Annotated in this window: 1 protein-coding gene; it reads left to right on the top strand. The window is 38.8% G+C overall.

Features of this window, described 5'->3' with window-relative positions; genetic code table 11:
* Window positions 1–1,359 precede the first annotated feature (1,359 nt).
* Window positions 1,360–1,881 carry a Pycsar system effector family protein gene (locus tag A3739_RS03550; protein ID WP_068500344.1) on the top strand — a complete coding sequence of 174 codons (522 nt, stop codon included), beginning with the start codon at window positions 1,360–1,362 and terminating at the stop codon, window positions 1,879–1,881.
* Window positions 1,882–1,938 lie beyond the last annotated feature (57 nt).

The following is a 1,938-nucleotide window of genomic DNA, read 5'->3' as shown; positions in this document are numbered from 1 at the left end:
ATTCGGTTGACGTAAAATCGATCAAAACAGCCTGCGCAGGTAAAGCAACCGCTAGTAAAGCTGGAGCTAAAAGCACTTTCATTTTGTTTATCATGTCTTAAGCAACCTTTGTAAGGCTTACATTTTGTAAGCTGTTGAATTTAATAGAATTCAATATTGTAAGGAATTCTTGGTTTTTTCTAAGCATTATTGAACTTAAATATGGGCTCTAAAGGATCAACATTATAAGCTGCAAGAAGAGAATTAACTGCACTAAATCGAGACTCAGCGCTAGCAAAATGCATGAAAAGTAAGTCATGCTTTCATCGCTTAAAACTTCTGCTGCTAGACAATTGCTGACCTTGGCACTGAACCATTCCCGATGCCTGCTTCAATAGGAAAGCAGAAGTCACCGAAAACTCTTNACTCACNTAAGTNTTAGCTAATCAAAGCGCTATTGAGCGTGCTTGTTTAAACCACGCAAGGAAGTGAATTGTGCTCGTTTAGCACCCGAGGGAACATGAAAAATCGAATGAAATCAAAGTTTTGAGTTATTCTGTGGGTTACATACGAGACCCCTCACTATTTCTACATACGTGACCCCTCATATGTGTGATAAAGAAATGAGCGAGATTCGAGTTTTTTCTTTTAAAAACATCGTAGTATATGGGAAAGGAAAGAGACTACCTGTCATACATATGAGGGGGGGCTCACTATACAAATGTTAAATGCCAAGGAGGCACCGTGTATAAATCAGAGTTCGAAAAGGCAGTATTGAGAACAAAAGAGTTTAATTTGATATGTCCGGAAATCATATTTTCTGAGGGCGTACTGCTTACCCATGAGAAAATGCAAAAGTTTCCTTATGTATTGAGAGATACAGTTGGTGAAATTGGTGTTGAAGAAGTTGTNGCTCAATGCCTATCAATTCACTACCGGTTGGCTGATGTAATAGCAGAGTTATTTGATACAGCATGCTATTTTACAATCGGGTATGTAGAAACCGTTGAGCGCTTAATGTTCCATCAAAGCGAACAGGATCTTAAAACAGTATTACAATCAGGGGTCAATGGTTCATCTTTAAATATACATGCTTGGTTAACATTGCCCACTATGGAGATTATGGATTTTTCGTTACCTACCAGCTATGCAATCTTGAACAAGAAGGAAGAAGGTATTGGCGGCTTAATCGCGACCCATGCAGATACCCTTACTGGCGGCATGAAATATCATCCAATGTTGGTTGGCGAGGATTTTCTACGTAAATCTGGTGGGCTAGTTGAGTTCGGCATTTAACAAGCGCTGTTGGCGGACTGGTCTTCCGCTGCGCTCCAAACCAGCCTCAAATGCGGGCGTTAGAATTCACTGAAGAAATATAGTATGGACGAGAAACTACAAGATATATTCTCAAATATTAATGATTGGTTGAAGTTTGCCGAGGCAAAATCAGCAACACTCATTGCTTGCAATGGTGCTCTCATTTTCGGAATAAGCAGGCTTATAAACTCTTACGAGCCAAAAGGTGCATGCCTGATATATTTGATTGTGGTAGCAGTACTCTGCGTGTTGTCCATATCAATTTGCTTTCTCTCGATTATCCCCTCGCTTTCCATGCCTTGGGAGAAAAAACCAAGTGGAGTTAGCGACAAAGACAATCTGATGTATTTTTCTGATATTGCTAAATATACGCCATTGGCTTACTTAAACGTTTTGAAGACTAAATTGGAATTGAAGGATTTCGAGGTTACTGGATATCAGAAAGATTTATCTAACCAAATAATTATCAACTCAGTTATAGCTGATAGAAAATATCGAGCTTTTCAAAAAGCTATTTGGCTGACATTGGCGGCTGTAATATCTCCTGTGTTAGCACTTTTAATTTATCTATTTAGGGCGAAGTAATGAAGGAAGGGATTGTTTCAAAGGTAAAAGAGATTATTGATAACGCTTTTGAAGTTA

Source organism: Oleiphilus sp. HI0067 (genome assembly GCF_001635735.1).
This window is presented reverse-complemented; position numbering and strand designations above follow the sequence as displayed.

Coding starts and splice junctions, on each gene's coding strand:
- A3739_RS03550 (WP_068500344.1), top strand. CDS start 1,360: ATGGACGAGAAACTACAAGATATATTCTCAAATATTAATGATTGGTTG.